This window comes from Asticcacaulis endophyticus (assembly GCF_014652575.1).
GTDB lineage: Bacteria > Pseudomonadota > Alphaproteobacteria > Caulobacterales > Caulobacteraceae > Asticcacaulis > Asticcacaulis endophyticus.
Genome location: NZ_BMZB01000001.1, coordinates 1,407,441 through 1,429,347, shown reverse-complemented (window position 1 = coordinate 1,429,347; position 21,907 = coordinate 1,407,441). Strand labels below are relative to the sequence as shown.

General features: G+C 55.4%; 25 protein-coding genes and 1 tRNA gene. 10 read left to right on the top strand and 16 right to left on the bottom strand.

The window, feature by feature from the left end:
• Nucleotides 1–2: 2 nt before the first annotated feature.
• From IE102_RS06425 to IE102_RS06415, 3 genes are all read right to left on the bottom strand, one after another.
• On the bottom strand, nt 3–755 hold the full coding sequence (locus IE102_RS06425; protein WP_189485580.1) for an N-acetylmuramoyl-L-alanine amidase: 753 nt from the start codon (nt 753–755) through the stop codon (nt 3–5).
• A gap of 72 nt (nt 756–827) precedes the next feature.
• Nucleotides 828–1,076 (bottom strand): hypothetical protein, encoded by a 249-nt coding sequence (locus IE102_RS06420; protein WP_189485579.1) that lies wholly within the window; start codon nt 1,074–1,076, stop codon nt 828–830.
• A 314-nt stretch (nt 1,077–1,390) separates the two neighbouring features.
• Complete coding sequence (locus tag IE102_RS06415; protein WP_189485578.1) at nt 1,391–2,068, bottom strand: TerB family tellurite resistance protein; 678 nt, start codon at nt 2,066–2,068, stop codon at nt 1,391–1,393.
• Between the two features lie 210 nt (nt 2,069–2,278).
• Here IE102_RS06415 and IE102_RS06410 point away from each other — a divergent pair, with 210 nt between their 5' ends.
• The 3 genes from IE102_RS06410 to IE102_RS06400 all read left to right on the top strand — a co-directional run bounded on the left by IE102_RS06410 (nt 2,279) and on the right by IE102_RS06400 (nt 4,228).
• Complete coding sequence (locus IE102_RS06410; protein ID WP_189485577.1) at nt 2,279–3,043, top strand: hypothetical protein; 765 nt, start codon at nt 2,279–2,281, stop codon at nt 3,041–3,043.
• Nucleotides 3,044–3,113: 70 nt separating this feature from the next.
• Entirely contained in the window at nt 3,114–3,401 is a 288-nt protein-coding gene (locus IE102_RS06405; protein WP_189485576.1) for a DUF1294 domain-containing protein, read from the top strand.
• Between the two features lie 38 nt (nt 3,402–3,439).
• Nucleotides 3,440–4,228, top strand: coding sequence for a glycosyltransferase family 2 protein (locus IE102_RS06400; protein ID WP_189485575.1), 789 nt, complete (start codon nt 3,440–3,442; stop codon nt 4,226–4,228).
• Here IE102_RS06400 and IE102_RS06395 read toward each other — a convergent pair whose 3' ends face one another.
• From IE102_RS06395 to IE102_RS06355, 9 genes are all read right to left on the bottom strand, one after another.
• Entirely contained in the window at nt 4,229–4,867 is a 639-nt protein-coding gene (locus tag IE102_RS06395) for a DUF4272 domain-containing protein (protein ID WP_189485574.1), read from the bottom strand. It abuts the gene before it with no gap.
• An 84-nt stretch (nt 4,868–4,951) separates the two neighbouring features.
• Nucleotides 4,952–5,317, bottom strand: a complete 366-nt coding sequence (locus IE102_RS06390; protein WP_189485573.1) for an endonuclease domain-containing protein — start codon at nt 5,315–5,317, stop codon at nt 4,952–4,954.
• Nucleotides 5,318–5,408: 91 nt separating this feature from the next.
• The gene (locus IE102_RS06385) at nt 5,409–5,714 is read right to left on the bottom strand and encodes a hypothetical protein (protein WP_189485572.1); all 306 of its coding nucleotides are present in this window, start codon (nt 5,712–5,714) and stop codon (nt 5,409–5,411) included.
• Between the two features lie 9 nt (nt 5,715–5,723).
• Nucleotides 5,724–8,384: a methionine synthase gene (gene metH, locus IE102_RS06380; protein WP_189485571.1), complete on the bottom strand. Its 2,661-nt coding sequence runs from the start codon at nt 8,382–8,384 to the stop codon at nt 5,724–5,726.
• Nucleotides 8,385–8,436: 52 nt separating this feature from the next.
• Nucleotides 8,437–8,832, bottom strand: coding sequence for a DUF4259 domain-containing protein (locus IE102_RS06375; RefSeq protein WP_189485570.1), 396 nt, complete (start codon nt 8,830–8,832; stop codon nt 8,437–8,439).
• Between the two features lie 13 nt (nt 8,833–8,845).
• Complete coding sequence (locus IE102_RS06370; protein ID WP_189485569.1) at nt 8,846–9,526, bottom strand: class I SAM-dependent methyltransferase; 681 nt, start codon at nt 9,524–9,526, stop codon at nt 8,846–8,848.
• Nucleotides 9,526–10,590 carry a homocysteine S-methyltransferase family protein gene (locus tag IE102_RS06365; RefSeq protein ID WP_189485568.1) on the bottom strand — a complete coding sequence of 355 codons (1,065 nt, stop codon included), beginning with the start codon at nt 10,588–10,590 and terminating at the stop codon, nt 9,526–9,528. The genes IE102_RS06370 and IE102_RS06365 overlap by 1 nt, the downstream gene beginning before the upstream one ends.
• A gap of 85 nt (nt 10,591–10,675) precedes the next feature.
• Nucleotides 10,676–11,596 carry a methylenetetrahydrofolate reductase [NAD(P)H] gene (gene metF, locus IE102_RS06360; protein ID WP_189485567.1) on the bottom strand — a complete coding sequence of 307 codons (921 nt, stop codon included), beginning with the start codon at nt 11,594–11,596 and terminating at the stop codon, nt 10,676–10,678.
• 21 nt (nt 11,597–11,617) lie between these two features.
• Nucleotides 11,618–12,583, bottom strand: a complete 966-nt coding sequence (locus tag IE102_RS06355; RefSeq protein WP_189485566.1) for an ArsR/SmtB family transcription factor — start codon at nt 12,581–12,583, stop codon at nt 11,618–11,620.
• A 199-nt stretch (nt 12,584–12,782) separates the two neighbouring features.
• Here IE102_RS06355 and IE102_RS06350 point away from each other — a divergent pair, with 199 nt between their 5' ends.
• From IE102_RS06350 to IE102_RS06340, 3 genes are all read left to right on the top strand, one after another.
• Nucleotides 12,783–13,148, top strand: coding sequence for a DUF983 domain-containing protein (locus IE102_RS06350; RefSeq protein WP_189485565.1), 366 nt, complete (start codon nt 12,783–12,785; stop codon nt 13,146–13,148).
• Nucleotides 13,149–13,273: 125 nt separating this feature from the next.
• On the top strand, nt 13,274–13,456 hold the full coding sequence (locus tag IE102_RS06345; protein WP_189485564.1) for a YegP family protein: 183 nt from the start codon (nt 13,274–13,276) through the stop codon (nt 13,454–13,456).
• Nucleotides 13,457–13,573: 117 nt separating this feature from the next.
• Nucleotides 13,574–15,454: an acyltransferase family protein gene (locus IE102_RS06340; RefSeq protein ID WP_189485563.1), complete on the top strand. Its 1,881-nt coding sequence runs from the start codon at nt 13,574–13,576 to the stop codon at nt 15,452–15,454.
• Nucleotides 15,455–15,563: 109 nt separating this feature from the next.
• Here IE102_RS06340 and IE102_RS06335 read toward each other — a convergent pair whose 3' ends face one another.
• From IE102_RS06335 to ppa, 3 genes are all read right to left on the bottom strand, one after another.
• Nucleotides 15,564–15,821: a hypothetical protein gene (locus IE102_RS06335; protein WP_189485562.1), complete on the bottom strand. Its 258-nt coding sequence runs from the start codon at nt 15,819–15,821 to the stop codon at nt 15,564–15,566.
• Nucleotides 15,822–16,217: 396 nt separating this feature from the next.
• Nucleotides 16,218–16,622 (bottom strand): YidB family protein, encoded by a 405-nt coding sequence (locus IE102_RS06330; protein ID WP_189485561.1) that lies wholly within the window; start codon nt 16,620–16,622, stop codon nt 16,218–16,220.
• 198 nt (nt 16,623–16,820) lie between these two features.
• Nucleotides 16,821–17,357 carry an inorganic diphosphatase gene (gene ppa / locus IE102_RS06325; RefSeq protein WP_189485560.1) on the bottom strand — a complete coding sequence of 179 codons (537 nt, stop codon included), beginning with the start codon at nt 17,355–17,357 and terminating at the stop codon, nt 16,821–16,823.
• 205 nt (nt 17,358–17,562) lie between these two features.
• Between ppa and IE102_RS06320 the strand changes: the two genes are divergently transcribed.
• Entirely contained in the window at nt 17,563–18,384 is an 822-nt protein-coding gene (locus IE102_RS06320; RefSeq protein WP_229807587.1) for a DUF599 domain-containing protein, read from the top strand.
• Between the two features lie 212 nt (nt 18,385–18,596).
• On the opposite strand, the gene IE102_RS06315 is transcribed toward IE102_RS06320, so the two are convergent.
• Nucleotides 18,597–19,484: an N-formylglutamate amidohydrolase gene (locus IE102_RS06315; RefSeq protein WP_189485559.1), complete on the bottom strand. Its 888-nt coding sequence runs from the start codon at nt 19,482–19,484 to the stop codon at nt 18,597–18,599.
• 129 nt (nt 19,485–19,613) lie between these two features.
• Here IE102_RS06315 and IE102_RS06310 point away from each other — a divergent pair, with 129 nt between their 5' ends.
• The 3 genes from IE102_RS06310 to IE102_RS06300 all read left to right on the top strand — a co-directional run bounded on the left by IE102_RS06310 (nt 19,614) and on the right by IE102_RS06300 (nt 21,900).
• On the top strand, nt 19,614–19,970 hold the full coding sequence (locus tag IE102_RS06310; RefSeq protein WP_189485558.1) for a response regulator: 357 nt from the start codon (nt 19,614–19,616) through the stop codon (nt 19,968–19,970).
• Nucleotides 19,971–20,163: 193 nt separating this feature from the next.
• A tRNA-Val gene (locus IE102_RS06305) sits at nt 20,164–20,238 on the top strand.
• 582 nt (nt 20,239–20,820) lie between these two features.
• On the top strand, nt 20,821–21,900 hold the full coding sequence (locus IE102_RS06300; protein ID WP_189485557.1) for an ABC transporter substrate-binding protein: 1,080 nt from the start codon (nt 20,821–20,823) through the stop codon (nt 21,898–21,900).
• Nucleotides 21,901–21,907 lie beyond the last annotated feature (7 nt).

Below are 21,907 nucleotides of genomic sequence, written 5' to 3'. Positions count from 1 at the left end.
ACTTACTCCATCAAAAGGGTGACATGCCGCAGCAGCGCCATCAGGCGCACGCGGGTTTCGGCATCGGCGCGGCCATCTATGTTTTCCGGCCGCCAGTGACGCTGAAAGGCCGTGACGATGGCTTTGGTCTGATCGTCATAAGGCCCGCCCGCCAGGATGTTATAGCCAAGCTTGCCCAGCGCGCTTTGCAGCGAAAACACCCCAAGGCCGACATCGCTTATATCGAGCGGCGGCCCCATAACAGATTCACCAGAAGGTTTGGCCGGCGGCAGATCCGGCTCAACCCACAGGCCGTGCCCGCGCTGCGCCAGATACGCCCAAGGGAACAACTCACCCGGATCTTCCTTGCGCTCAGGGGCGACATCGGAATGGCCCAGGATACGGTGATCGGGAATATCCCAGCGGTCGCGAATATCATCCAGCAGCAGCACCAGCGCCTCGATCTGTTCCGGCGGAAAGTCGCGATAGCCGAACTCATGGCCGGGATTGACAATCTCGATGCCGATGGAGGCGCCGTTGATATCGGTCTCGCTCTTCCAGAACGACACCCCGGCGTGCCAGGCCCGGCGCGCTTCGGCGACAAGGCGGTATACCGTGCCGTCTTCGTCGATCACATAGTGCGCGGAAACCTTGGCCTGCGGGTCGCACAGCCGGTCGAGCGCCGCGCCCGCCGTTTCCATGCCGGTATAGTGCAGCACGATCATATCCACCGGTGCGGTGCGTTCGTTAAAGTTGGGGGACGGTAATTCGATCATGGCCGCTGTTTAAACACAAAAAAACGGAAGGCAGAACCTTCCGTTTTCAAAATTCTTAAATCTGACCAGAGGTTACTTGTACGCCACCCAGGTATTGCCTTCTTTTTTGGCTTCAAAGACGCCGTTGGCAGCCTGATCAGACTTACAGCGCACCGTCACCCGCAGAGGCTTGCGGGTAAACAGGGCTACCAGCGTCGCCGCCCCCAAACCGATCACCGCCAGCACGGCCAGAGCGGAGGCAAACACCAGCATGACGGCGAGCGCACCGAGTGCCCCCAGCCCCAGCAAGGTCATGAACGCGATATGGGTAAGTCTTGACATGAGGTTTCTCCGGCGCAGGCGGCCCCAGGGCTGATAGCGACTACCAAATACGCCACCAACCCGATGAATAGCTTCGAATGTTTTTGTGTAACCGTTCATCGGTGTACCCCTAAAACAAAGCCTAAACACACATGCCCCGCCGCTATCTGGGACACTCACAAACCTCTTAAGCCATCAGATTGGCATGAATGAGGCAAAGGTCAACCATGTACGGCGGCCTTAACTTCGTTTTTACAGAATTTTTACCCTATTCTTCACAAAAGTGCGCTATTTTTGTGCCGCATGTCCCGTATGCGGACAAAATCAGCCTCAAATTAGTTCAAACCGCGCTCACCCATGATCTGGGCATAGGCCTGATTGATGGCTGCGGATTTGTGGTTATAGAGCGTGATATATTCGGGCGGCAGGCCGCGTCCGGCAATCTTATCCGGATGGAACTCTGACAGGCGTTTGTTTCGCGCCAACCTGATTTCCCCGTCATGGGCATCCGGATTGAGCCCCAAAATAACATAGGGATCATTGTCATTAAGCGCGACATATGACGATTTGATCCGTCGATAGATGGGCGTTTCAATGCCGAATAACCGCGCCACGGTTTCCAGATAGGTCTCTTCGGCATGGTTTAAGGTGCCGTCGCTGAGGGCAATGTGAAACAACCCCTCCAGCACGTTTTCCAATATATGCGGCAGGCGAGCATAGCGTCTGGCCAGACGCTGGGCATAGGCTTCAAACCCGATAGAGGTCTGACGCGCCAGATCGTACAGCCGCAACACATCACGCTCAGAGCGCGCTTCGGGGCTGAAGACATCAAGAAACGCCTGCTGTTCGATGTCGTGGGCCAGACCGTCGGCCTTGGCCAGCTTTGCACCCAAAGCCGTAACCGCCGTCGCAAAGGCCGGATCACGGCCCGGCGGGCCTTTGGGGCAGTCAGGACATTCGGCCGGATCAAACTGCCGGACGGCCAACTGCGCGAGGTTCTTCCAGAATGACATATCCTCACCATCATAGCGGCTTTTTTCGCAAGCGCGAACTTAAGTTTTTGTAAGGCTGTCATTATTATTGGGCGCTTATATTTTCGCCGTAATTACAGGCATAATAAATCATAGCTTTTGCAGGCCCTGCCTGTGTAATAGTGTCACAGCATTTTAGTTCGCGCTACCGCTTCGCTGCTTGAGCGCATTATCCCCTTTGGAGCTTATCCGTTGTCCTTTGCGCTGAAATCTTCCTGCCTTGCCCTGCTTATCGCCACAGTATCAGTGTCTCCATTGCTGGCGCAGGACGCCGCTCAGTCAACCGACGGTCCGATTTCGACCAATGTCAGCGGCATCAAGGCGCAACTGCTGCACACGCCGCAGATCGAGGACGCCCCCGCCGACGACTTCGCCAAGGTCGCGTGGTGCCACGGCGCCCTATCCGGTCATATGATGATGGCGGAGCGCATCAGCGCGGTTGAACCCTTAAGCGCCGACATGCAGGCCATTGGTCAATCCTACCTGCGGGCCTATGAGGCCGCCCTTACCCTGTCTAAAGATGGCAAGACTGAAAAAGGCCGCGAGCGCGCCGAATTGGCCCGCCAGAGCGGTTACGACGGCTGGGAAGAGGCCCGCCGTGCTGATCTGGATAAGGCGGTCGGGGCCTATGTCACCTGGTCCCTGCCCGGCGTGTGTGAGACGGCGGCGCTCAATATTTCTGGTCGGCCTAAGCTGTTTTCGGAACTGCAAACCGAGGATGAGGCCCGGATTGTAACCGAAGCGCTCAAGCCCGCGTCAGAGCGGACGGCGCTGGATGTGCATCAACCCAAGGCGCGCGAATCACGCGTACTGGGCGATGAACCGCCCGCCGCCGCACCTCAAGACGTCAAACCGGAACCCGCCAGCCTGACCGCTGAGGCTACGCCTGCCGAGGATAAGCCATCATGGGCAGACGGCCTCAAGGCGCGTTTGGGTTGGGGCAAGAAAAAGAACTAAATACCGCATAACGGTTTGTTAACCCTGATTTTAAACCCTATTTTCAGCATTCTGGGTCATATAACCCTTTATGACGATATGGTTCTATCTGGCTCTATATCTGGGCATGGTCAATTTTCTGACCTATGTGGTCTGGGCTATGGACAAGAAATACGCGGTTCACGGGGCGCGTCGCGTATCGGAGCGGCGTCTGCTGGGGCTATGCCTGCTAGGCGGGTGGCCATCGGCCCTGATCGGCACCTACAGGCTGCGCCATAAATCTTCAAAACCGTCCTTTCTGGTTAAGATGTACGCGTTGATCGCCCTGCAAATTGGCAGCCTTGGATGGCTGACCTGGTACGCCATAGCCGCCGTTTAGGTTATTGTAAAACTACGGTTTGCTGATATGGATGCGTCATGACCGACGCACCCAACGCCCTGCCCCTGTCCTGCTATATCCGCACCCATAACGAAGCGCGCAATATCGAAAACGTCGTGCGCGCGGCTCTGACCGTGGCGGATGAAGTCATCGTCATCGATGCCGGGTCAAACGACGGCACAGTGGCACTGGCCGAAGCCGCGGGTGCCAAAGTCATCCACAATCCCTGGCCCGGCAATGGTTTTCAAAAGCGCATCGGCGAAGCGGCTTGCCGCCATGACTGGCTGCTGGATATCGACGGTGATGAGGTCATCACGCCGGAGTTAGCCGCCGAAATTCGTGCCCTGTTTGCACACGGTGAACCGGCCGCCTCGGCCTATGAGATCAAGATGGTCCATGCCCCACCTGCGGGTGAACCGTGGTGGGATTTTAACCCGTCGTTTCGGCGCAAGCTCTATGACCGGCGCAAATACCGGATGCCGGAGCATAAGATCTGGGATCAGTTGCCGATCCCCAAGAGTGAGTCTGTACCGACGCTCAAAGGGATATTGCTGCACTATGCCTTTAAAGACGTTGAGCATGTGGTGGCCAAATATAATGGCCGCTCGACCGCCCGCGCCCGCGACGGTAAACGCAAGTCGAAGGCTTCTCTGAAGCTGCGTCTGTGGTTCGGGCTGCCGGTCTATTTCCTGAAACAGTTCGCCGGTCGTGGCCTGTGGCGGGCGGGCACCTACGGCCTGATTTTCGCGGTGCTGTCGGCCTATATGCGCTGGCTGCGCGACGCCAAGATGTATGAGGCGATATTGTTTGAAGAGCGTAAGAAATAGTCAGGTATCGGTGCCGACATCGTCCCAGTCGTCATCTTCGTAACAAATCAGCCAGTTCAGCGCCTGATGCCGCTCCCGCACCACACCGGGATGCAGGTTAGCGGGCTGTTCGGTGCTGTCAATCTTGGCCTGACGCACGGCCCAGTGCAGGCGGTAAATCAGGTCGGCTTCGTCTAAAATTTCATGGACATCGCGGTGGCCGATACGGGTGATATCCGGGTGATTAAAGGCGATCCAGTAGTCGATGACATCCGACACATCGACCTCATCATCCGGAAACCATAGCTCAGGATAAACCCCGATCGCCCACATCAGCGGGATGGCGGCTTCGATGCGCCATGAAAACTGAATGGCGGCAGACTCAGAGATGTCATCGGCCTCTAAGAACGCCTGCTCTTCGGGCGACAGATGTTCGGCCAGATCGTGCTTTTTGACATAGGCCCGCGCGACCGAGATATCATTCTTAATCGCCGCATTGGCCACCGTGGTCAGACACATGGCACGACGGACAATATCTGCACCGGAGCGGATTTTAACATCTGCCGCCTCTTCGATCTCCGGCAGGGTGGCCAGCACCGCCACGCCTTTGGATTTCAGAAACGCGATGGATTTTTGTTTGCGGGTTTCGGATTCAGGCATCAAAATTATCTTCTTAAGAACTCCCCCTGTTGCAGGGGGAGCTTTTATTTGATGATTTCTCATCAAATAAAAGAGGGGGTAACCTTACAGCGCGAGCAAATTCAGGCGATTCAAGGTTACAATAATAATCCCTTCAACCGCCTCTTCCGGATCAGCCAATACATCCCTTGCCGCTATCCTGTAAACCTCAAGACCTTTATCCTTAAGCCATTTATCGCGCACAATATCGCGCTCTGGACGATCGCCTATATCATGCGCCATACCGTCAATTTCGATGACCAGTCGCGCCTTGGAACAGTAAAAATCCGCAACATAAGGGCCGATGGGATATTGCCTGCGGAACACGGGTTTTCCGGGTTGACGCTGTTTAAGGCGCGACCAAACCAGCATTTCCGGCAGGGACATGTCAGCGCGTAATGCTTTTGCCAATTGACAAGTTTGATCCGTCATTTTACCCCCTCTTCTATTTGATCCATAAGATCAAATAGAAGCTCCCCCTGCAACAGGGGGAGTTCTTAGAGCGCAATCTGCTTCAAGCGCTCTATAAGCTCATCAGGCAAAGGGGCATCCGGCACATGATCATATTCGTAAACCTGGAATGATTGGTGTTTAAAAACATAAAATTCATAGCTACTTTCGAACACTTCAACAGAAATTGCATCCGGTTGCGCTGCGTTCCAGTTAAAACAGATTGTTGGCCAATACCCCTTGGATACCCATCACCTTCGGCACAGTTTTCCGAAACATAAACCAGTAAGTCCTTGGCATTTCTGATTGTTGCCTCACTAAAATCTTCATTTGCCGCGATCAATTTTTCAAATTCATCCCCTACCGCTGACCATTCCATAAAAGACCCTTACGGAACGTAATTGAGGATCGGCGACAACCACCGCTCGGCCTGATCGACGGCCCAGCCCTTGCGGCGGGCATAGTCTTCAACCTGATCCTTTTCGATCTTGCCGACGCCGAAATAGTGGGCTTTCGGATGGGCGAAATACATGCCGGAAACCGACGCAGGCGGGGTCATGGCGAGGCTTTCGGTCAGTTCCATACCTGTCCGCGCCCGCGCATCCAAAAGGTCAAACAGCGTCCATTTTTCGGTATGGTCGGGCTGGGCTGGATAGCCCGGCGCCGGACGGATGCCTTTGTACTGCTCGGCGATCAAACCGGCGATATCAAGGTCTTCGTCCGCCGCATAGCCCCACAGTTCACGGCGCACCTTTTTGTGCAGGCTTTCGGCAAAGGCTTCGGCCAGACGATCAGCCAAAGCAGTGGCCAGGATCGCATTATAATCATCGCCCGCGTCTTTGAATTTTTTGGCGATTTCCAGCTCACCATGCCCCGCCGTGACCGCAAAGCCGCCGATCCAGTCAGGCGTACCTTTGGGAGCGATAAAGTCGCTCAGCGCCAGATTGCTCTGATCGGCGCGCGGCTTTTTCATCTGCTGTCTGAGGGTGTGGAACTTGGCGATGACCTTAGTGCGGCCCTCGTCCTCAAAGATTTCGATATCGTCATCGTCGGTCGCATTAGCCGGCCAGAACCCGACCACGCCGCGGGCTTCAAACCATTTCTCAGTCAGTATCCGTGCCAGCATACCTTTCGCATCTTTATATAATCCACGCGCGGCTTCACCGACAATATCGTCGTCCAGAATATCGGGGAAGCGCCCGGCCAGTTCCCAGGTCGCAAAGAACGGCGTCCAGTCAATATGCTCGGCCAGATCATTCAGGTCATAGGGGCTGAAGGTGCGCACGCCCAGAAACGACGGGGCAACCGGCGGTTCGGCCGCAAAATCGACGTTGAATTTGCGCGCGCGTGCCTCCGCCAGATCCGAGCGGGGCTTATTGTCGCCCTTACCGTAAGCGTCGCGCACCTTGACGTAATCGGCCTTGGTATCGGCGACAAACTTCGCCTTATCAGTCTCGCTCAGCAGTTGCGACACCACCCCGACGGCGCGGGAGGCATCGAGCACATAGACGACCTGATCGTTGCTATAGCCCGGTTCGATCTTAACCGCTGTATGGGTTTTGGAGGTTGTCGCCCCGCCGATCAGCAGCGGAATATCAAAGCCCGTGCGCTGCATCTCACGCGCCACAAACACCATCTCATCGAGGCTCGGCGTGATCAGACCGGAAAGCCCGATCATATCGACTTTATGTTCCTTCGCCTCATGCAGAATCCGGTCAGCCGGCACCATGACCCCAAGGTCAATGACTTCGTAATTATTACATTGCAGTACGACGCCAACGATGTTTTTACCGATATCGTGAACATCGCCCTTGACCGTGGCCATCAGGATCTTGCCCGCCGCCTGATAGGTGCCGCCGTCGGCCACATGCTGCTGTTTTTCTTCTTCCATGAACGGCATCAGATAGGCCACGGACTGCTTCATGACGCGGGCGGATTTGACCACCTGCGGCAGGAACATCTTGCCCGCCCCGAACAGGTCGCCGACCACATTCATCCCGGCCATCAGCGGGCCTTCGATGACATGCAGAGGCCGCGTCGCTTGCTGGCGGGCCTCTTCGGTGTCGGCGTCGATAAATTCGGTGATCCCGTTAACTAAAGCGTGCTTCAGGCGTTCTTCGACCGTGCCTTCGCGCCAGGCCAGGGTCTTGGCCTCGACCTGACCTTTTTCGCCTTTGTACTTGGGCGCCAGATCCACCAGATATTCGGTGTTCGACACATTATGGCGCTGCTTACGGTTTAATATAACGTCTTCGACCGCCTCACGCAGTTCCGGGTCAATATCGTCATAGACCGGCAGGTCACCGGCATTGACGATACCCATATCCATGCCAGCATTGATGGCGTGGTACAGGAACACCGAGTGAATCGCGCGCCTGACCGGCTCATTACCGCGGAAGGAGAACGACACATTCGACACCCCGCCCGATATGCGCGCATAGGGCAGGGTCGCCTTGATGACCTTGACCGCCTCAATGAAGTCCACGGCGTAGTTATCGTGTTCTTCGATACCGGTCGCGACCGCAAAGATATTGGGATCGAAAATAATGTCTTCGGCCGGAAACCCGACTTCGTTCACCAGAATATTATAGGCGCGGGTGCAGATTTCTATCTTGCGTTTGGCGGTGTCGGCCTGCCCCACCTCATCAAAGGCCATGACCACGACGGCAGCCCCGTAACGCAGGCATTTGACGGCCTGTTCCCTGAACTCGGCCTCGCCCGCCTTCATGGAGATCGAGTTGACGATCGCCTTGCCCTGCAAGCATTTCAGGCCGGCTTCGATCACCTCCCATTTGGATGAGTCGATCATCACCGGCACGCGCGCGATATCAGGCTCAGCCGCCAGCAAATTCAGGTAGGTGCGCATAGCCACCACCGAATCGAGCAACCCTTCGTCCATGTTCACGTCGATGATCGCGGCCCCGGCCTCGACCTGCTGACGTGCGACATCAAGGGCTGCGGAATAGTTGCCCTCGATGACGAGTTTCTTGAACTTGGCGGAGCCGGTGACGTTGGTGCGTTCACCGATATTGATAAAGGAAGGTCTCATGAGAGCCTATTAAAGCATTAGAGTCTAAAATGTATGCGTTTTCTTGGCGGGATTATACGGCCCGCATCAGAACCGCCTCGATGTCGTCAAGCCTTTTGACCCAGTCGGCAAAGTCTTCGCTTTCCTGCCACATCTCATTCAGTTCCGAATCCTCGCCCCGAATGCGCAGTAGGGCTTTCAGGGCCAGTCCCGGCAGCTTTTCCGGCATGGGGCCAAGCTTTGCGGGCAGGCCTGACAGTTTGGCCGGCAGTACGCCTTTGCCCCCCAGTTTCGCCGCAACGAGGGCAATCCCGGCCAGAGCTTCGCTGGCGTCAGGGGCCTGAAGGTAACCGTGAGCGTGCAGGACGTCGTCAAATTCTTTTTGCAATCGCCGCCAGCTTAAGTCACCGCTGGCGATCAGATCGGCCGCGTCGTCATTGTCAAAAGGGCCAGTATTCCAGGCACTCATTACTCATCTCCCGTCAGGCGTAAGCGATCCATCCGCACCAGTACAGGCCTTTGAACACAAGCTCAATCCCGCTGAAACCGGCCTCCCGCAAAAGCTGCTCATCGCGTTCAGGGCCGACTGTGTTCAATCCGGTGCGCACCCGCTCATGGGCTTCCTTCAGCACCTTGGGATCGAGCTGACTGTCCTGAGCATAGCGAAGGTAGCGATCAAACTTCTGATCCGAATTGGGGTCATCCTTATCGACGCTCATGTGAGCCATGAAGAAAGGCGCACCGGGTTTCAGCCGTGCCTTAACGGCCTTGAGAGTCTCCAGCTTTGCGCCGTCATCGGGCACGAAATGCAGGGTCAACATGCAGGTCGCGGCATCGAACGGCCCATCCGGCGCATCAAAGATCAGCCCTTCGACCCATTCCACTAATGCCGGATCGCTTAAGTAAGCCCTACCCTGCGCGATCATTTCCGCTGACGGATCAACGGCGCAGAACCGACCGTCCGGCAAGGCATCCATCAGGGTTTTGAGCTCCAGCCCACCACCGCCACCAAGTACTAACGTTTGTGCCGGTGACGCTTCACCGATCAGTTGCGCCATAATGCGGTGCAGACCGTCAAACCCCGGAATGATCTTCCGTGGCCGCTCGGCATAGGTGCGGGCGTGTTCAGGGTCTTTGAACAGGTCGGCCATTTTATCAGTCATCAGATCAACTCAAACGGCTCTAAGCCTGAAAGACGCATCGCCTTGGGGCGCTCCGGCACCGGGCGCGGTGTGATGCCGCGCACTTCATCGGCCACATGGCGGATATGGTCGGGCGTCGTGCCGCAGCAGCCGCCCAGAATATTGACGATGCCGTCTTTCGCCCATTCATGCAATTCATGAGCCGTTTCATGGGGCTGTTCATCATACTGGCCCATCGCGTTGGGCAGGCCAGCATTGGGATAGGCCGCCACCAGCGTATCGGCCACGCGCGATAACTCCGCGATATGCGGGCGCATCAGATCAGCCCCCAACGCACAGTTAAAGCCGATGGCAAACGGCTTGGCGTGCTTGACGCTGTTCCAGAAAGCTTCGGCGGTCTGGCCCGATAAAGTCCGCCCCGAACGGTCGGTAATCGTGCCGGAAATCCAGATCGGCAGCTTTTCCTGTTCTTCGTCTTCAAGGTCCAGAATCGCCTTCAACGCGGCCTTGCAATTGAGCGTATCGGTGATGGTTTCAATCAGATAGAGATCAACGCCGCCCTGATAGAGCGCCCTCACCTGCTGTTTATAGGCCTCATAGACCTGATCAAAGGTCACCAGCCGTGCGCCCGGATCATTCACATCCGATGACATGCTGAGCATCTTATTGAGCGGCCCAATCGAGCCGGCGGCAAAGCGCGGCTTATGCGGCTCTTTGGCCGTCCATTCATCGGCGGCAGCGCGCGCAAGCTTTGCGCCTTCATAGTTGATATCCCAGCACGCCTGCGCGTCCAGATGGTAGTCATCCTGCGCAATCGTCGTGGCCGAAAAGGTGTTGGTCTCACTGATATCCGCACCGGCCTCGAAATACTGATTATGCAGATCGGTGATGATGTCGGGCCGCGTCAGGCACAGGATATCGTTATTGCCCTTCATCTGGCCGATGTGATCGGCAAATCGTTCCCCGCGAAAATCCTCTTCGCTCAGGTCACGGCGCTGGATCATCACGCCCCATGAGCCATCAAGGATCAGGATGCGCTCTTGTGCCGCCTGTTTGAGAGCGACCACTCTGTCTGTGCGGTTCATGCGGCACCTTTTTTAAGTTGCGCTAACGCTTCGCTCATTGAGCGCAGTGCCGCCGCATAAAGTGCGGGCACTCTGTCTGTGCGGTTCATATAACAGCCTCCTTAACACCCAACACCCGGCAGATGGAATAGACCAGTTCAGCGCGGTTGAGGGTATAGAAATGGAAATTGGTCACCCCTTCGCGCTCAAGCTCCAGCACCTGCTCAACCGCCACCGCCGACGCCAAAAGCTTGCGCGTTTCGGCATCGTCATCCAGCCCGTCGAACAACTCCGCCAGCCAGTTAGGCACATGGGCTTCGCAGGCGGCGGCCATGCGCTTTAAGCCTTTGAAGTTGGTGACCGGCATGATCCCCGGCGTCAGCTCAATCTCAATACCGGCATCGGCCACCGCGTCCCGAAATCGCAAATAGGTTTCCGGCTCAAAGAAGAACTGGCTGATGCCGCGTGTGGCGCCCGCATCGACCTTTTGACGCAGGACATCGAGATCGAAATCCAGCGATGGCGACTGCGGATGTTTTTCCGGATAAACGCCGACGCTGACCTCGAAATCGGCAATGCGCTTGATGGCCTGCGTTAGTTCAGTGGCGTTCTGATAACCATCAGCGCGCGGGGTATATTGCCCGTCGGCCAACCCTGTCGGCGGGTCACCACGCAGGGCCACGATATGGCGCACACCAGCATCCCAGTATTCGCGGATGACCTCATCGACCTCTTCGCGGGACGCCTCCACGCAGGTCAGGTGGGCGGCGGGCTTAAGCGCGGTCTCGTCCAGAATACGTTTAACTGTCCTATGGGTACGCTCACGGGTCGAGCCGCCCGCCCCATAGGTCACCGACACAAACGACGGATTGAGCCCTTCAAGACGACGGATAGAGTTCCACAGGCTCAGTTCCATCTCTTCCGATTTGGGCGGAAAAAACTCGAACGAAATGTTGAGATGACTGCCGCCGGACGATACCGAACGCGCAATGGAACTCAGGCGGGTTTGCAGATGGGGGCTTATCATAGTGTGATCTTTATTCTTGAATTAGTCTTTGCGCGCCAGCCAGATGCGCACCGTAAGGCCTGCGCCATCCACCGGCGGCAGGGCTGTGTCGTTGTTAAGCGTCAAGCCCGCCCGCATCAGCCAGCCCGACATATCCTCATCGCTGATGCCTAAGCGCCGGTGCTGATATTGCTCACGCATGTGCTCTAGGCCGTGGGGTGCGAAATCAACCACCAGCAGCCGCCCGCCGGATTTAAGGATACGCCCGGCTTCGCGCACCGCCTGCACCGGATCGGGCAGGAAGTGCAGCACCTGATGGACAATCACCAGATCGGCACTGTCGGCGCTTAAGCGCGTATCGGCAATATCGCCGTGGCGAAAGTCGATCCTTATATCGCCCGTCAGGCCGCTCTCGGCCGTTCTGGCGCGGGCGATATTGAGCATCTGCTGCGACAGATCAAGGCCGGTCGCGGTCTTGGCCCGCGGCCCCAACAAGGTCAGCATGCGCCCGGAACCGGTGCCCAGATCGACCAGATGGTCAAATGGCTGATCACCCAGAATATCCACGATCGCCGCTTCGACATCGGCTTCGGAAATGTGGTGGGAACGGATTTCGTCCCACCGGCCGGCGATATTTTCAAAATAGCTCTGGGCCGATTTCAGGCGCTGAGCATGGATATCATCCAGCGCGCGCACATCGTCGGCATAGTCATCCCCCAAGGCATCCAGCACGGCCGTCACCAGCGGACGGATTGCGGGCGCGTCTGATGCGCGGTAAAATACCCAGGCCCCATCAGGGAAGCGATCAATCAGACCGGCCTCGCTCATCAGCTTAAGATGGCGCGAGACACGCGGCTGGCTCTGGTTTAAGATCTGTACCAGCTCCATGACCGACAATTCCTCATCGGCCAGCACTCGCAACAGGCGCAGACGCGTCGGCTCACCGGCCGCCTTTAAGGCCTCCAGCAGCAGCGCCGCCCCCAATACAGGATTTGATTTCAATCTCATATAATCATATAAAGATATCTTTATATGATATGCAAGCGTTTGTTTTTCAACCTCATCATTTTAACGCGGCAAACCTGCGACTGTATGGCACACGCCGGATGACTTGATCTTCATATCCTGATAAGCCAACTAGGTTATTATGATCATAAAAAATACATCCGGTCCGAAACACACAACCGGCCAAGCCACAGGGTTATCTATGTCCGCCGAAAAGCCCCCCTTGATGACCGCCATTAAGCGCGGTCTTGGTCGCCGCTGCCCCGCCTGTGGTGAAGGCCGCGCCTTTAAGGGCTACCTCAAGATCGTCGACGCCTGCGATCACTGCCACACGCCGCTGGGGCTATATCCGTGCGATGACGGCCCCGCCTATGTCACCATGATCATCGTCGGTCATATCGTGATTGCGCCGCTGTTCATGTTTGACAGCGTATTTATGCACTATCCGTTTGAAATCCTGATCCCATCATCCATTGCGGTTATGGGCGCTCTGACGCTCTGGCTTTTGCCCTATATCAAGGGCGGGTTTCTGGGGCTGGTCTGGCACCACGGCCTGAAACAGCGCTGATCCATTTCCGGGCAATGCGAATTATCAAGGCTTTGTGATCCTGCACGCCCCGGACCGACTTGACAGCCTCAACTACCTTGCGCGAAATTGAGCCCTCTTTTCAGAGACTTCATAGCGGGGATGCCATGGCGCATACATTCGAGATCAAGAAAAACAAGGCCGGCGAATTCGTCGCCTATTTCAAGTATAATTCCGAGAGCATCTTCTGGACCGAAGGCTACAGCTCCAAAGCGGGCGCGAAAAATGCCATCGAATCGATCTTGAAGAACGGCCCGAACGCCGAAATCGTCGATTCGACAGCCGATTAAGCGCCATTCACTAAAAATCAAATCTTGCGATTCTAATTTGTCCCTCACAGATGCGTCGGTTCAACCGCCTCTGTGAGGGGCAGCAGCCCCTGTCATCAGTGTGATCAAGGGGTTGGAATGAAATACCGGGCGGATATAGATGGCATCAGGGCGTTGGCGGTTTTGCCCGTGGTCCTGTTTCACGCCGGAGTTCCGGGCGTATCCGGTGGCTTCATCGGGGTCGATGTCTTTTTCGTCATCTCAGGCTACCTGATCACCGGCATATTGCGCGATGATCTTGAGACCGGACGCTTTTCTATCTCACAATTTTACGAGCGCCGCATAAGGCGCATAATACCGGCGCTGGCCGCCGTTATCATCGCAACCTGGATCACGGCCTGGTTCCTGTTCTTGCCGGTCTATTTTCAGGACTTCTCAAAAAGCGTCGCGGCGACAGCGGCCTTCATCTCCAATTTATATTTCTGGAAGTTTTCAGGCTATTTTGAAGCCAGCGCTCAGCTACGCCCCTTACTTCATACCTGGTCTCTGGCGGTCGAAGAGCAGTTCTACATCTTTATGCCCATCGTCATGTGGATCGCTTACAAACTGTTCAAAAAGCATTGGTTCTGGTTGTTTGCCGCCGCCGCCGCAGGCTCATTTGGCCTCAGCCTCTATATGACAAATGTCGGCCCGACCGCGAATTTCTTCATGCTGCCGACACGGGCCTGGGAGTTACTGGCCGGATCATTGCTGGCCTTAGCCCGCCTGCCTGCGCCGCGCACGGCGGTCGTGGCGCATACGCTGGGCGGACTGGGTCTGGCGCTGATACTGGTGCCCGTCGTCGTCTATTCCGAAGCCACACCGTTTCCGGGCCTGGCCGCCCTGCCGCCCGTTCTGGGTGCGGTTCTGCTGATCTACAGCGGTGCCTTTCCGGCAGGCCTTGGCGGGCGGATTCTGTCGTGGGCCCCTATGGTCTTTATCGGTAAGATTTCCTATTCGCTGTACCTCATTCACTGGCCCGTAACCGTATTCGTGCGTTACGTCACGCTGGAGCCACCCACCCTGATTTGGGCCGGTCTGATCATCAGTGTAAGCTTCGTGCTTGCCGTGTTGAGCTGGCGCTTTGTGGAGCAACCTTTCCGTTCACCGACGTTCACACCACCACGCGCCCTGTTGTTAAGCGGAACATTGGCCGGTCTAGCCGCCCTGTTTGCGGTAGGCGTCGCGGGCGTTGCGATGAAAGGCATGCCGGATCGCTTTCCAGACTACGCCCCCGTCATGGTCGCGGATGCCCGCCCCAACGCCTGGAACAATGACACCTGTTTCTTTGAAGCGCCCATTGCGTTTGAGAAATGGTCCGCCGATACATGTCGCATCGTTAACAACGGGCCGGAAACCGTCATGTTATGGGGAGATTCTTACGCCGCCCATTATGTGCCCGGCATCACCGACAGCGCGGCCTACATCCCTTATACCGTCTATCAATATACCGCCGCCGGCTGCCCGCCCGTTCTGTCATACTACTCATACGCCCGCCCGAACTGCCAGAATTTCAACGCCAATGCCCTGAAACTCATCAAGCGCCTGAATATCAAAACGGTTATTTTATCGGCACGGTGGATCGATGTAAAAAGCCGCGGGCTGGATCAGATTCAATCGACGCTCACGGCGCTAAACGCCATGGGCGTCAAGACATATGTCATCGGGCAGTCCCCCCTGTTCGTGACCGACATCGGCGTGATTGCCTACCGTCAGGCAAAGCAAGTGCCCCGCCCAAGCGTAGCCGCCAATAGCTTCGGCCCGGAAATCAACGAACTGTTGCGTAAAGAAGTCGGGAATGTGCCCTTTATCGACCCGCTTGCCCAGTTGTGCCCGAATGGCACCCACTGCACCTATCGTGATGGCGAGCGGCTCATGTTTAACGATAATGGCCATTTCTCAAACAGCGGCAGCAGAGACGCCGTGAAACTTTACTTCCCTCTGTATTCCCCGTTGAGAGGGTCATTAGCCCCCCAATAAATCACAAAAAACGCCCCGGTTGATGCCGGGGCGTTTTTTAGAGCACGTCCCGAAAAGTGTGAAACGGTTTTCGGGACGTGCTCTAATGTGTGACGCGAACTAAACTCTATTACACTCGGTCAAGGGCCTCGCGCACCAGCGCGATAGCACCTTCGGCTTCTTCGGTGCACTCCATCGACAAGCGGTCAATTTCTTCCTGCGCAAACGAGCGCATCAGAAGGGCCGCCTGTGGCGACAGAGCCATAAGGGTACGCACAGATGCCCGCGCCATGGCCAGGGCGGCATCCATATCTACTAAATTCGCTGTGTCACGCGCCACTGCCAAAGCATAAAGGCGCGATGCCACATCCGGGGAGGAACTTGGCATAATTTTCTTCTTGGGCATGTAAGGTGAATGGGGGAACTCAGGTACAGTACACGGGTAGATTACGACAAAAACACACAGTCCCGCTAAAACTGCTGACGCCTTGCAATGATTACATTGTAACAGATATTGTGACGAAATCTAGGTCATCCAAATTGGTCAACCATAACGGTCACCAGTCGTCATATAATTGTAATTTAAAGACTCTTTGAAAATGACTTTGGAAAAATTACGAATTAACCGTGATTTTTCGTATAATTTATCATGGTAGCGCTATCAAAACGCACAATATATCGAAAAAATTGCACATATTTGCAAGAAAAACGGTATTAAGGTGCTGAATTATGTCGGAAATAAGGCGTATCCCGACATAATCCACACCCATTCAATCAGAATCGATCAGCGCTTAAAAAGGCCACCCAGAACATCGCGCACCATATCGTTGCTGCCCAATTGCCCAACAATATCGCCGAGCCCGCCGGCTGAGATTTGACCATTGGGGCTGAGCTTATCAATCAGGCCCGGCAGTACATCGGCGATTTGCGCCGGATTAACCCCGATCGTCTGAGCAATCTGAGCAAGCTGATCAGAGCCCAGCACCGCCTGAATCTGCTCGGCCGATATCGGCAGATTAGCACCATTACCCAGCCACGACTGCACAACGTCCTGTAGACCGCCCTGCGAAAGCTGGCCTACAATGTCATTCAATCCGCCATTACCCACCAGGCCCGGCAGGGCCTCCAGATTAAGGCCGCCTTTATCGCCGCCGCCCAATGCGCCTAAAACACCATTCAGAATATCCATTGCCCGCTCCTTGATTTTTTGCACCCGCCCGACTTTAAGCCGCTAACTGCAGATGTGAAAAGCCGCAAATCGCAGCCTGACATGGCTTTGAGTAACATTTTCGACACCAGAGCGTTTAAACGCGACAAAACAAAAAATCGGCATAAAAAAACCCGCTCCGGAACCGGAACGGGTTTTATAACTTAAACAGAAGCGGCCTTAGCCAACCTTGGCGGCCAGACGTTCCTGACCTTCGCGGATCAGTTGGGCGGCCACTTCGGGCTCACCCCACCCCTTGAGGGTCGTGACCTTGTTCTTTTCCAGATCCTTGTAGTGCGCAAAGAAGTGCGCGATCTGCTCGATCAGGATTTCCGGCATCTGGCGGTAGCTTGAAACATTGCTATAGTACGGGTGCAGTTTATCGACCGGCACGGCCAGGATTTTCTCGTCCTTACCGGCTTCGTCTTCCATCAGCAGCACGCCGATGGGACGCGAACGGATCACAACACCCGGATAGACCGGCACCGGGCCGACCACCAGAATATCGCACGGGTCGCCATCATCCGCGAGGGTGTGCGGAATAAACCCGTAGTTACCGGGATAGAACATAGAGGTATAGAGAAAACGGTCGACAAACAGAGCGCCGGAATCTTTGTCCAGCTCATACTTGACCGGCATGCCACCCTGGGGAATTTCGATAATAGCGTTAATGTCCCACGGCGCGTTAGGACCAATAGAAATCTTATCTATATTCATAAGTTTTGGCTTTTTGATTATATAACAAAGTTGAGCCCATTTAAGAGATTGAGGCTGTTCGCACAAGCGAAGAGTTGGAAAAAGTGAAAACTTTGTGCCTTATGGCGCAAAAACCCTATTGCTGATTGTACCGGAAACGACCTGTTAAGCTTAATGAAATCAATACCGTGGCAAACAGTGAACATCTACATGCGGGGAGAGTAAGATGTCCGATCTGGATTTTATGACGTTAAGGCATGATATTGCCGCCCTAATAATCTTTTTCGTGTGCTGGTTAGGCTACGAACATCTGATTAAGCTGTTATCCAAACGCCGGGGCATGCTGCTTAAGGATCTGACCGTCGTCCGCCACGCCTGGATGCGGGAAATGGTCATTCGCGACTTTAAGCTGTTCGATTCCAACCTGATTGGGCACGGTGTCAATTCGGCCAGCTTTTTTGCCTCAGCTAACCTTATCTTGATCGCCGCCATCGGGGGGGCCCTGTTCAGCACCGACGTCACCTTCCAATACGCCACAGGATTGGGAATCGATACGTCGTCCTCCTTGCTGGTGATCAAGCTGTCTCTGGTTATTCTTTGTCTGGCGCGTGGCCTCCTGAACTTCGTCTGGGCATTGCGGCAGATGAACTACTGCGTGGCGGCCTTCGGTGCCATCCCACTCAATGTCGACAAAGAGACCGCCGACAAGTTCACCGAAGCGGCCTCAGATATTATCGACCCGGCCATGTCGAATTTTTCGCAAGGGGTGCGCGGTTACTATTTCTCGCTGTCGGCAGGTGCGTGGCTGTTCGGGCCCTGGGCCCTCATCATTGCCAGTTTGGGCGCCGTGTTTCTGCTAGGCTACCGGCAGGCCAATTCACAGGCCTCACGCGGACTTCGCCGGATGCGCGAACTTCTGGAGGAACACCCTTACCCCACCCGCACCCGTCCGCTTTATGAAAAAGATACACTGCCTCTGGAAGATATTCTCGCGATGCACAAGGACGACCGCGCAAACCACCTGCCTAAAAAAGAGCCGCAAGATTAGAAAAGCCCGTTAAAAATCACGGTACTGACATTAATGTTTTTGCAGTTGTAACCATACGTGATCATACAAATGCACTTTTGGACTTGCGATTTTTCGCACCGCAAACTATTTTGATCTTGTTCGACGTTTTTACGTCGATGCCCTTCCTGGGCGTTTCCTCCCTGTAGACTTTAGCCGCGCTTGTTATTAGCGCGGCTTTTTTTTGCCCCAATTCAGGGAGTTCCGAGGCGGAACGTCTTAAGGACCTCAATAACGGACGCCAGCGCCGCTTTGAGCGTAGCAAACCCTGCCGTACGCTCCAGCGTAGCTTCATCCATATAAAGCGCCCGATTGATCTCAATCTGCAGCGCGTGAACGCCCCGGTGCGGCTTACCGTAGGTTTCCATATTATAGCCCCCGGCAAAGGGCATATTCAGCCCGACCTTAAGGCCCTGAGCTTCCAGTTGCTTTTTCACAAAGCGCGTCAGCTCCGGAGCGCAGGTTTCCCCATAAAGGTCGCCCAGCACGATATCCGGCAGCTTTCGCGACCCGCCCGCCTGTGTGGTTGACGGCATGGAATGCCAGTCGATGAACATAATGGTGCCAAACTGGGCGCAGCCCTGCCGCAACAGGTAGTTCAAAGCATGGTGATAGGGGGCATGAACCCGTGCAATACGGATCTTGGCCTCATCAATCCCGATGGGATGAAGATGGATTTCCCTCTGTCCGCTCAAACAGCGCGGAATAACCCCAAAGCCGGAGCGCACCCGCAGGGTCTGGGTCAGGGCATCCCTGGGCAAAGCGCCCTTGATCAGACGGGCATCCAGTTCGCGCGGATCGCGGTTAACATCGACAAACGACCGCCCGTAAACGGCGCGGACACAGCGGATGTGCATGTCCTTTGAAAACCCGATCAGGTCATCGACATAGGCATCTTCGGTTGAACGCAGCACCGGCAAGGCCTCGCGCGCGGCCTGAACAAAGCTGTCGGGATAATAACGACCGGAATGGGGCAGACCGAACACCAACGGCCAGCCCTCCCCGCCGTCCGGCTCGATCACATCGACCGCCGGGATAAAATCGCGGGACAAGTGCCACAGTTGAGAAACATTCGTATCCATATTAGCTATTTAGTAGGCCATTCGTGCGAGTTCTTCATCCCTAATTTACGTCAGTTGCGTTATTATCGGTTATCAACACCGGGACGGCGCCTGATCTGGACGTAAGGCGTTTAGTGATTTTGGGGTACCATGAAAAAAATTCTGCTGGCTGAAGACGAAGATTCCGTGCGCAGTTTCCTGACCCGCGCCCTGCAACGGGCGGGTTATGAGGTCGTAAGCTGCGCCGATGGCGACAGCGCGATCGAAGCGCTCGACCAGGGCCCCTACGACCTGCTGTTGACCGATATCGTTATGCCAGGCGCCGATGGCATCGAAGTCGCAAAGATCGCCGGCCAGCGCCAGCCCGGCCTTAAGATCATGTTTATCACCGGCTTTGCCGCGGTGGCGCTTAACGCCCAGAAAGCCTCGCCCGAAGCCAAGGTGCTCGAAAAGCCGGTGCATCTGCGCGAGATCGTGACCGAAGTGGAACGCCTGATCGCGGCGTAAGATTCTCGCGCAGTTTTTTAGTTGCCCTAACGCTTCGCTCCTTGAGGGCGGGCGCGAGATCGTGACCGAAGTAGAACGCCTGATCGCGGCGTAAGCAACCTATATCTGATTGTGGGATTAACCCACAGATTTCCCGAAAAATGGCTTGCTATGGCGGGGAGGCTTGGTTATACACCGCTTCCTCGCATAAAGTGGACTCGTAGCTCAGCGGGAGAGCACTACGTTGACATCGTAGGGGTCACAGGTTCAATCCCTGTCGGGTCCACCATTTTCTTATCTGACATAGCCGCACTGTCCAAACCGTTGATAAACTTGAACGGAATGGCCAATTGCGCGGTTCTAAAACCAGACTCGAAATCATCCTTTGGCACTCGCCATTTTGCTATGGCTTCACGAGTTTCGATCCTATCAGCTTCAAGCGAATTGATCTTATTTTCGTAGGTTTTGATCAGGCTTGGCGTAGGGCCATATCTCCTCCTTCGTCGTGATTTTAACCGTGCGGCATCATTCCGTTGTTACATGCTGGCAACGTCTGCGATCAGCCCAGTCACGTTAATGGCCGTTAAATTTGATCCATATAATAGGAATACTTTGGATCTTGTTTCGCCATTTGAAACGGTAACATACCAACGCAGAACAACAAATTAGCTACTCTCCCGATTTAAGGCAGAATTTCTAATTTGCAAATTAACACAGAATTAGTAGGAATAAAAATACGCCAACCATATGCATGGGGCGCCCTAAATTTCATGGCCGGACGTCAACGTCGCCTTTTCCCCATCATTTGTCTGAGCCGTGTCCGCATTTGACACGCGACCCCAGACTCCAACGATTTAGAAAGGCTCATCTCATGGGCAATCCTTCCGGCGTGCGCCTTGACGGCGCTTATGAAATCCCAAACCTGTGGTACACGCGCTGCCCGGTGCCGACACCACTGGGGCTGGCTGTGCAACTGGGCTATTTTCGTGATGAATTTGCCTCTGAAGGGCTTGAGCTAAAATCGCTTCAGGAAAGCCTTGATCCGGCGGTCAAGGAATCTCACTTCGACCACACCTTGCAAAACTCCTTTCGTCAGGGCGGCAATATTCCGGCGATCTGGGCCAGGGCTAATGGCCGCGACACCCGCGTAATCGGGCTGAACTGGACGGATGAATCGCTACTGATCATCACTTTGCACGGTTCAGGCATCCGCACGATTAAAGACCTGAAGGGGCGCAAGCTGGCCCTGCCGGTCAATCCGGGCAGCATCGACTTCAACCGCGCCACGGCCCTTCGCGCCTATTACAAGGCTCTGGAACTGGAGGGGTTGGCGCTCAAGAACGTCGAACTGGTCGATGTCATCGCCCCACCCACAATTGAGGCAGGCTCAGATGTCGACACCTCCGGTCGCCGCATCCGCAGACGTTCAGGTTACTTTGCCGAAATCAAAGCCCTGCTGAACGGTGAGGTTGACGCGATCTTCGTCAAGGGCGTGTCCGGCCTTGAAATCACCCGCGCGCTGGCGGCGCACATTGTCACCGATATCGGCTTTCATCCCGATCCGAAGGTGCGCATCAACAATGGTGCGCCGCGTACCCTGACGGTCGATTCCGAACTGCTTGAGGCCCGCCCTGATCTGGTCGCCCGCTTCCTCAAGCGTGTGGTCGAAGCCGGTGACTGGGCGCGTCAGCATCCGAATGAGACCCATGACTTCATTGCCCGTGAGACCTCATCCTACCCCGATCTGGTGCGCGCAGCCTACGGTGATAATGTTCACCACAATCTCGATACCTACCTGAATGATGAGGCTATCAACGCTTTGTCTGACTTCAAGGACTTTCTGTTTGAACATGGCTTCCTGAAGTCCAATTTTTCCGTGCCCGACTGGATCTCCAGAGTGCCGTTCGAGCGGCTGGAAGCCGACAGCGCTTACGCCCGCATCCCTGCATAAATCGCCC

Bases quoted from the DNA above. Each gene is read 5' to 3' on its own strand.
- IE102_RS06405 (WP_189485576.1), top strand. From the start codon at position 3,114: ATGACGATATGGTTCTATCTGGCTCTATATCTGGGCATGGTCAATTTT.
- IE102_RS06335 (WP_189485562.1), bottom strand. From the start codon at position 15,821: ATGCCAAGTTCCTCCCCGGATGTGGCATCGCGCCTTTATGCTTTGGCA.
- IE102_RS06310 (WP_189485558.1), top strand. From the start codon at position 19,614: ATGAAAAAAATTCTGCTGGCTGAAGACGAAGATTCCGTGCGCAGTTTC.
- IE102_RS06415 (WP_189485578.1), bottom strand. From the start codon at position 2,068: ATGTCATTCTGGAAGAACCTCGCGCAGTTGGCCGTCCGGCAGTTTGAT.
- IE102_RS06350 (WP_189485565.1), top strand. From the start codon at position 12,783: ATGTCCGCCGAAAAGCCCCCCTTGATGACCGCCATTAAGCGCGGTCTT.
- IE102_RS06395 (WP_189485574.1), bottom strand. From the start codon at position 4,867: ATGCCTGAATCCGAAACCCGCAAACAAAAATCCATCGCGTTTCTGAAA.
- IE102_RS06315 (WP_189485559.1), bottom strand. From the start codon at position 19,484: ATGGATACGAATGTTTCTCAACTGTGGCACTTGTCCCGCGATTTTATC.
- IE102_RS06355 (WP_189485566.1), bottom strand. From the start codon at position 12,583: ATGAGATTGAAATCAAATCCTGTATTGGGGGCGGCGCTGCTGCTGGAG.
- metH (WP_189485571.1), bottom strand. From the start codon at position 8,384: ATGAGACCTTCCTTTATCAATATCGGTGAACGCACCAACGTCACCGGC.
- IE102_RS06400 (WP_189485575.1), top strand. From the start codon at position 3,440: ATGACCGACGCACCCAACGCCCTGCCCCTGTCCTGCTATATCCGCACC.
- IE102_RS06340 (WP_189485563.1), top strand. From the start codon at position 13,574: ATGAAATACCGGGCGGATATAGATGGCATCAGGGCGTTGGCGGTTTTG.
- ppa (WP_189485560.1), bottom strand. From the start codon at position 17,357: ATGAATATAGATAAGATTTCTATTGGTCCTAACGCGCCGTGGGACATT.
- IE102_RS06420 (WP_189485579.1), bottom strand. From the start codon at position 1,076: ATGTCAAGACTTACCCATATCGCGTTCATGACCTTGCTGGGGCTGGGG.
- metF (WP_189485567.1), bottom strand. From the start codon at position 11,596: ATGATAAGCCCCCATCTGCAAACCCGCCTGAGTTCCATTGCGCGTTCG.
- IE102_RS06345 (WP_189485564.1), top strand. From the start codon at position 13,274: ATGGCGCATACATTCGAGATCAAGAAAAACAAGGCCGGCGAATTCGTC.
- IE102_RS06425 (WP_189485580.1), bottom strand. From the start codon at position 755: ATGATCGAATTACCGTCCCCCAACTTTAACGAACGCACCGCACCGGTG.
- IE102_RS06385 (WP_189485572.1), bottom strand. From the start codon at position 5,714: ATGGAATGGTCAGCGGTAGGGGATGAATTTGAAAAATTGATCGCGGCA.
- IE102_RS06375 (WP_189485570.1), bottom strand. From the start codon at position 8,832: ATGAGTGCCTGGAATACTGGCCCTTTTGACAATGACGACGCGGCCGAT.
- IE102_RS06390 (WP_189485573.1), bottom strand. From the start codon at position 5,317: ATGACGGATCAAACTTGTCAATTGGCAAAAGCATTACGCGCTGACATG.
- IE102_RS06370 (WP_189485569.1), bottom strand. From the start codon at position 9,526: ATGACTGATAAAATGGCCGACCTGTTCAAAGACCCTGAACACGCCCGC.
- IE102_RS06330 (WP_189485561.1), bottom strand. From the start codon at position 16,622: ATGGATATTCTGAATGGTGTTTTAGGCGCATTGGGCGGCGGCGATAAA.
- IE102_RS06365 (WP_189485568.1), bottom strand. From the start codon at position 10,590: ATGAACCGCACAGACAGAGTGGTCGCTCTCAAACAGGCGGCACAAGAG.
- IE102_RS06320 (WP_229807587.1), top strand. From the start codon at position 17,563: ATGTCCGATCTGGATTTTATGACGTTAAGGCATGATATTGCCGCCCTA.
- IE102_RS06300 (WP_189485557.1), top strand. From the start codon at position 20,821: ATGGGCAATCCTTCCGGCGTGCGCCTTGACGGCGCTTATGAAATCCCA.